Source organism: Pseudorhodoplanes sp., from assembly GCF_050250235.1.
Taxonomy (GTDB): Bacteria; Pseudomonadota; Alphaproteobacteria; order Rhizobiales; family Xanthobacteraceae; genus Pseudorhodoplanes.
This window is the reverse complement of record NZ_JBFWPA010000221.1, coordinates 1-6,363: the sequence shown is the minus strand read 5'-3', so window position 1 is coordinate 6,363 and position 6,363 is coordinate 1. Positions and strand designations below refer to the sequence as shown.

Below are 6,363 nucleotides of genomic sequence, written 5' to 3'. Positions count from 1 at the left end.
CCGGATCCTCGATGTACTCGACGATCTCCTTCCAGGAAACGGTTTCGACATGATGCGCGTCCATGTCGCAAATGAGCCAGTCGCTATAGCCCTTCTTGACCGCTTCCCTCTTCGCACGCGCGAGCAGTTGTCGCGTATCCGTGTAAGTGCTGACTTCCTGCACCGGCAGTTCTTCCGGCAGGGCAAATTTTCGCTCCGCGATATTCATTTCAGCAACTCTTGTTGATCTTCGATCTCGATCGCATCCGCCGGCAAATCGTAGTAATCTTCCGGCCGGCGCCGCGCCCACAGCGCGAATTCGGTAGGCCCGAGACGAAGTGCGCGAAGCAATTCCGTAGCCACCGTAAGCGCTTCCGTCGCGGTGACGATCTCGTCGTAACGGCCCGCGAGCGGGCGAAAGGTTCGCTCGTCTCCACACTTCTGCGCGTAGAGCTTCACCGCCGCCGTGAATAGCGTAACCACCGCGCGGTCGGAAATTCGGTCGACCTCACCCTTGGAAATGCTTTCGGCGGTTCTGCGCCAAATAATCTCCGCCGAACGCTCAACCACCGCGTAATGATCGTTCTCGAGACCCGCTTCTTCTTTTGCATCAGACATCGAGGATTACCTGTCCTTCTTCGACAAATACTTTTGCGGGCCTGAGCATCCAACGCTGCGCACCCGTGCTCTTCCCCGTCTTGATGTCGAACTCGGTGCCGTGCCACGGGCAGACGATATTCAGTCTCTCGTCGTTGAAGCGCCGTCCGTGACTACAGCGGTTTTCATCGACCACTTCTTCGACGAGATTGAACATACGGCCCTGACAAACCGGACCGCCCTGATGCGGACACCGGTTATGCCAAGCGTAGAACTCTCCTTGCAGATGAAAGATGCCGACTTCGACGCCATCGATGGATACGACTTTCTTGCCAGCGCTAATCAGTTCGCTTGCCGGGCAAATCTTGGTCGCTGCCATATTTCACCCTCCAAGGGTCGCTTCGGCGTTTATAAGGATTCAAAATATGCTGAGGGGTATCGGTCACATCAAGCATGCAATTCTCACGAGTTGAGAATCGCCCTTGGCGACTTCCTGTGCAGTACGGTATTATTTTTTGTGCAGACCGCTTCCCGCCGTCTGGTAAGAATACGCAAATGAAAAGAAAAATTCGGCAGATACGACGACCGCTGCGAAGCATCGCCTCGTCCCGCGGACGATCGCGAGCGCCTTCCGGGCCGGCCGCGCGAGTTCTTCAAATACTCTCGTTATTTGCCACTGGTCCCGCTCAAGCATCGGTGGAAGAAATCGCAGTCGCGATAAAAGCGCCGAAAAGCTCCACGTACCGTTACGTGAAGATCCTGAAAGAAGCTGGATTCGTTGTTGAAACCGGTACCGGGCATCTTGAGGTCGCGCCGCTCGCGACCGGTCTCGTGCGGAACTCGAAACTTGCCGGCAAGCTTATTTCAATTGCTCGCCCCGTGATGCAACGGCTCACGCAGGGCTCGCGGGAGCTTACGCTGCTTGTGAAGCGGTCCGGACATTTCGGCGTGTGCATCGCGAGTTGCGAGTCGATCATGCCTATCCGGTATACGTTCGAAGTCGGCACTACGTTTCCGCTTCATTTGCCGGGAGCGCTGCGGCGTTCTCTACTGGCTTACGCCTCGGAAGCGGAACGAGAATTGATCTTGGCCGAGGCCATGCGCATCGATCCGCAATTCAGGCCGCAACGGAACTCTTTGATACGCGAACTTGAAACCATCCGTCAGCGCGGCTACGCCGAAAGCGAGACGGAAATCACGCCCGATCTATGGGGCATTTCCGCACCGATCATTGCGGGCGATACCTCGAACAGCGCGCTGGTACTCCTCGCTCCCGCTTACCGCGTCAGTAGCACCGAGAAGTCGAGGCTACGAAGCGCTGTTCGAAGCGCGGCAAAAGAACTCTCCGCACAGCTCGACCTTACGGTTTGAAGAACAATTTTCTGGTCAACGTCCGGCGAAACAACAGCACAAATCATCGAACCACAGAATTGTGCATAGTATCGACCGAGGCATACAATCGTATATCAACCATTAGCTTCTTGTGATCGACAGCGGACCGAGCTGCGAAGCCGATCACGGCAGCTACGTGGCTCATGTCAGCTGGCGTGCCGCTGTGGGAAGCAAGTCGCTTTCTTGGCATGACGCAAAAGACGCTCGAAAGCGTTTACGGTCATCATCATCCCGAGCATCTTCGCGAGGCGGCAAGCGCGACTGGCTACCAGCCTCGCCAATCATTGGCGGAATCATTGGCGGGAAGCGACACTGGTCAGCGAGCACCAACGGAAACCGTTGAAAAAATTGGTGGGCCTGCCTGGACTCGAACCAGGAACCAGACCGTTATGAGCGCAGACGACAATTCGAGCGACGTTGAAAACGCAGACGAATTTGGCTCTTTTGATCGCGATTTTTGACGTTCTTACGCAAATATCATTGGCGAAACATTGGCGGAAACGACCTTACGATCAACAGCTTAGAAGTTGCCAGAGAAGTCGGCAATTTCTGCGGTCATTCTGACAAAACTGCCCTTCCGACGGCATTATTCAATGAGCTGAAATTCAGTTTTTCGAAATGACAGCATCGCGCCCATCGATGGCCGCGGCTTCCGCTCACTTGCGAGGACGGCTGATTGCCGCTCGGTCGGTTCGCGGAGACGTCGCTGCAGCTCGGCAACACAACCCTTACAAATCTAGTGCTTAAGACATGGTTGGCATTACAAAACTCGCCCCTTCTTTCACCCCGGAAGGCCAGCGCGATGTAACGGTCTTTGTCTTTGTATAAAAGCGGAATGCGTCGGGGCCATGTTGGTTAAGATCTCCAAATGACGATGCCTTCCAACCACCAAACGTATAATAAGCAAGGGGCACTGGAATCGGCACATTGATTCCAACCATGCCGACTTGGACTTTCGACGCAAAATCTCGCGCCGCATCGCCGTCTCGGGTGAAGATCGAAACGCCGTTTCCGTATTCATGGTCGTTGCAAAGGGCTAACGCGTCTTCGTATTTAGTGGTGCGGACAACAGACAGAACCGGCCCGAAGATTTCATCTTTATAAATGCGCATATCCGGCTTTACTCTGTCGAAAAGACAGCCGCCAAGATAAAAGCCCTTCTCGTATCCCTGCATCTTAAAGCCTCGGCCATCAACGGCGAGTTCTGCACCCTCTTCGAGCCCGAATGATACGTAGGACAAAACCTTTTCTAAATGATCCCGCGTAACAAGAGGGCCATAATCAGCGGTACTGTCTGTCGAAGGACCGATCTTGAGCTGCTCAACCTTAGGCACCAAGCGCTTCATGAGCTCGTTCGCCGTATCTTCACCAACGGGTACTGCGACAGAGACTGCCATGCACCGTTCGCCGGCAGAGCCATAACCCGCACCGATTAAGGCGTTGGTGACCTGATCCATGTCAGCGTCAGGCATTACGACAAGGTGGTTTTTTGCTCCTCCGAAACAATGCACCCGCTTTCCATTGAGCGTTCCGCGAGAATAAATATATTTGGCTATCGGTGTAGATCCAACGAATCCAATCGCTTTTATATCGTGATGATCCAAAATCGCGTCGACGGCTTCTTTGTCACCATTGATGACATTGAAGATGCCTGCTGGGAGCCCGGCTTCAAAAAACAGCTCCGCTAGACGCAGTGGGACGCCGGGAGCGCGCTCCGACGGCTTTAATATAAATGCGTTGCCGCTAGCAATTGCGGGACCAGCTTTCCACAATGGAATCATTGCAGGAAAATTAAATGGAGTAATTCCGGCGACTACTCCTAGCGGTTGACGCATCGAGTACAGGTCGATCCCAGGGCCTGCGTTATCTGTAAACTCGCCCTTCAATAGATGTGGTGCGCCAATTGAAAACTCCACGACCTCGACCCCACGTAAGATATCGCCTTTAGCGTCAGCAATAGTCTTACCGTGTTCACGAGCGAGAATTTCGGCGAGTTCGTCATTGTGCCGCTCGACCAACTGAAGGAATTTCATCAGCACTCGCGCACGGCGCTGTGGGTTCGTTGCTGCCCAGGCCGGTTGCGCGGCTTTCGCAGATTCTACAGCGGCCTGAACGTCCTTTGTGCTGGCCAAGGCAACACGTGCACGCACGGTTCCATCCATAGGTTGAAGAACGTGTCCGTAGCGGTTCTCATCGCCCGTGAAAGATTTTCCACCAATGAAATGACCATAGTTAATCATGGAAGCGCCACCTCTTTACCGGCTAATTTCCTGAGCTTCGTGGATTGAAATATTTATCCCAGCAAGGTGATTGGTTGCTAAATCGGTTTGCATTTTTGTGCTAAACATAAGTTATGGATTGGGATCAAATCCGCATCTTTCTTGCCGTTGTACGAGCTGGCCAGTTTGTCGCTGCAGCACGTCGCCTCGAACTGGATCACACGACTGTTGGGCGTCGAATCACGGCGTTGGAGCAAGAGCTTGGCGCAAAACTCTTTAATCGCAGCACTACTGGCGTTGCGCTTTCCACCTTAGGGGAACGTTTACTCCAAACAGCCGAGGCGATGGAGACCGCAATGGACAACGCGGTCGTTGAGTTTTCTCAGGCTGAAAGCCGTGTCACTGGCGCGGTGCGAATTGGCACTCCAGATGGACTAGGTACCTATTATCTTGCTCGACGACTGGCAGAGTTAGCCGACAAGAACCCTGAGTTGCGGATTCAGCTTGTTCCTATACCAAGGACCTTTTCGCTTGCTCGCCGAGAGGCTGATTTAGCTATCACAATTGAACGTCCGGTTGAAGGTCGCCTTACCTCTCTTAAGTTATCTGACTACACACTTGGAGCTTATGTCTCGCGAGACCACATCAAAAGATTCGGAGCCATTAAGGACTATCAGGACCTCAAGGATCGCGTACTGGTAACTTACGTTTCTGATCTAATTTATAGTTCAACGCTCGAATATGCAGAACCACTCGAAAAATTTGCGGCAAAGCGTTTTGAATGCGCAAGCCTTACTTCGCAACTCGAGGTGGTACGATCAGGCATAGGAGTTGGCATTCTTCACGATTACGCTGCGAGAGCCTTCGGTGACCTTGTAAAGATATTACCAAGCTTCTCCGTCAAGAGAAATTATTGGCTTGTTGCCCACAAAGACGTTCGAATGATACGACGCATTTCATTTGTACATGAATTTATCACGTCAGAGTTCAAAAACTCGGGCCGAGGGTTTTTCTGCCCATCATGATAGCGTTGCTATCGGATATCCGTAATGCTGGATTTACCGAAGACTTTTCTAGCAACCTTTGGAAGGGTCAAACTCCAAGCCTATCCAGAAACTCCAACCTGCATCATCAAATTTGCGTATCAAGTAATCCAGACCAAGTTCGCCCTCGCCGGACCCATACCTGCCAGGAACATTTCCAAGCTGGACATGCCCAATTTTAGCACCATGCTTACGAAGTAGATCGATCAGAGAACCAGCATGCTCCATTCTTTAATGGTAGGTGCCGTAGACAACTTTGAGGCCAGGCCTATGGAGAGTGACAAAGTGTCTGCTTCGCCGGGCATATCAAAGGCACCGGTGGTGCTTGACGGTTTGCAGTAAGAAATTCAAACGCCGAGATAGAACTTCCGGATCAGATCGTTGTTATTAAGCTCGTCGGCGGTTTTTCCATTAAAAGCGATCTCACCGTGCACGATCACGTAGCCGGAATCAGCAATGCGTATGGCCTGTGTGAAGTTCTGTTCTGCCATCAATACCGTAAGTTCATATTTTTTCTTCAAATCGCGTATTGCGTCAATGGTGCGACCGACCAAGAGAGGCGATAGCCCCACCGAAGGCTCATCAACCAGTAGAATTTTTGGCGCTAGCATCAGCGCACGCGCAAGCGCCAGCATCTGCTGTTCGCCACCGCTCATGGAGCCGGCTAGCTGCTTGCGGCGCTCAGCAAGGCGGGGAAACGTTTCAAAGCAAAACTCGAGATTAGATTTCATCTGCTCGCGCGCCTTCTGACGGAACGCTCCAAGAGCTAGATTCTCTTCAACAGTCAGTTTCGGAAACAAGCGGCGACCTTCCGGTACCAGTGCAATACCAAGATCGACTATCTCCTCAGTGGTCATACCGATCAGATCATGCTTGCTGCCATCAATCTCCGCGACGATGCGACCCTCGCTTGGCCGGCACAGCCCCATGATACACTTAATAAGAGTGCTCTTGCCATTTCCATTGGTGCCGAGAAGCACAACCGTCTTGCCGGAATCGACTTCCAACGAGACATTTTCGATGACCCGCACGGCGCCGTAACTTGCGTGAATGTTCTCGATAGACAAACTGTTACCCAAGATACGCCCTCTCGACCTCAGGGTTACGTATGACGTCGTTCGGATCACCGTCGG

7 protein-coding genes and 1 pseudogene are annotated in these 6,363 nt (G+C 52.6%); 3 read left to right on the top strand and 5 right to left on the bottom strand.

The genetic code is table 11. The features are described 5' to 3' along the window. The 3 genes and pseudogenes from AB7F49_RS36945 to AB7F49_RS36935 form a co-directional block, all read right to left on the bottom strand. Positions 1 to 208: pseudogene (locus tag AB7F49_RS36945) on the bottom strand (hypothetical protein); the annotation flags it as partial. After that, positions 205 to 597, bottom strand: coding sequence for a hypothetical protein (locus tag AB7F49_RS36940; RefSeq protein ID WP_428532198.1), 393 nt, complete (start codon positions 595 to 597; stop codon positions 205 to 207). The gene AB7F49_RS36940 and the pseudogene AB7F49_RS36945, both read right to left, overlap by 4 nt. Next, entirely contained in the window at positions 590 to 955 is a 366-nt protein-coding gene (locus tag AB7F49_RS36935; RefSeq protein WP_428532195.1) for a Rieske (2Fe-2S) protein, read from the bottom strand. The genes AB7F49_RS36940 and AB7F49_RS36935 overlap by 8 nt, the downstream gene beginning before the upstream one ends. A gap of 116 nt (positions 956 to 1,071) precedes the next feature. On the opposite strand from AB7F49_RS36935, the gene AB7F49_RS36930 reads away from it, so the two are divergent. After that, positions 1,072 to 1,947 carry an IclR family transcriptional regulator gene (locus AB7F49_RS36930; protein WP_428532192.1) on the top strand — a complete coding sequence of 292 codons (876 nt, stop codon included), beginning with the start codon at positions 1,072 to 1,074 and terminating at the stop codon, positions 1,945 to 1,947. A 164-nt stretch (positions 1,948 to 2,111) separates the two neighbouring features. Continuing rightward, positions 2,112 to 2,429 (top strand): hypothetical protein, encoded by a 318-nt coding sequence (locus AB7F49_RS36925; RefSeq protein WP_428532189.1) that lies wholly within the window; start codon positions 2,112 to 2,114, stop codon positions 2,427 to 2,429. Between the two features lie 282 nt (positions 2,430 to 2,711). Here AB7F49_RS36925 and AB7F49_RS36920 read toward each other — a convergent pair whose 3' ends face one another. Continuing rightward, entirely contained in the window at positions 2,712 to 4,208 is a 1,497-nt protein-coding gene (locus AB7F49_RS36920; protein WP_428532186.1) for a CoA-acylating methylmalonate-semialdehyde dehydrogenase, read from the bottom strand. Positions 4,209 to 4,321: 113 nt separating this feature from the next. Between AB7F49_RS36920 and AB7F49_RS36915 the strand changes: the two genes are divergently transcribed. Then, complete coding sequence (locus tag AB7F49_RS36915) at positions 4,322 to 5,212, top strand: LysR family transcriptional regulator (RefSeq protein WP_428532183.1); 891 nt, start codon at positions 4,322 to 4,324, stop codon at positions 5,210 to 5,212. A gap of 365 nt (positions 5,213 to 5,577) precedes the next feature. Here AB7F49_RS36915 and AB7F49_RS36910 read toward each other — a convergent pair. Further along, the coding region (locus tag AB7F49_RS36910; protein WP_428532180.1) for an ABC transporter ATP-binding protein at positions 5,578 to 6,363 on the bottom strand (786 nt) is incomplete at its 5' end.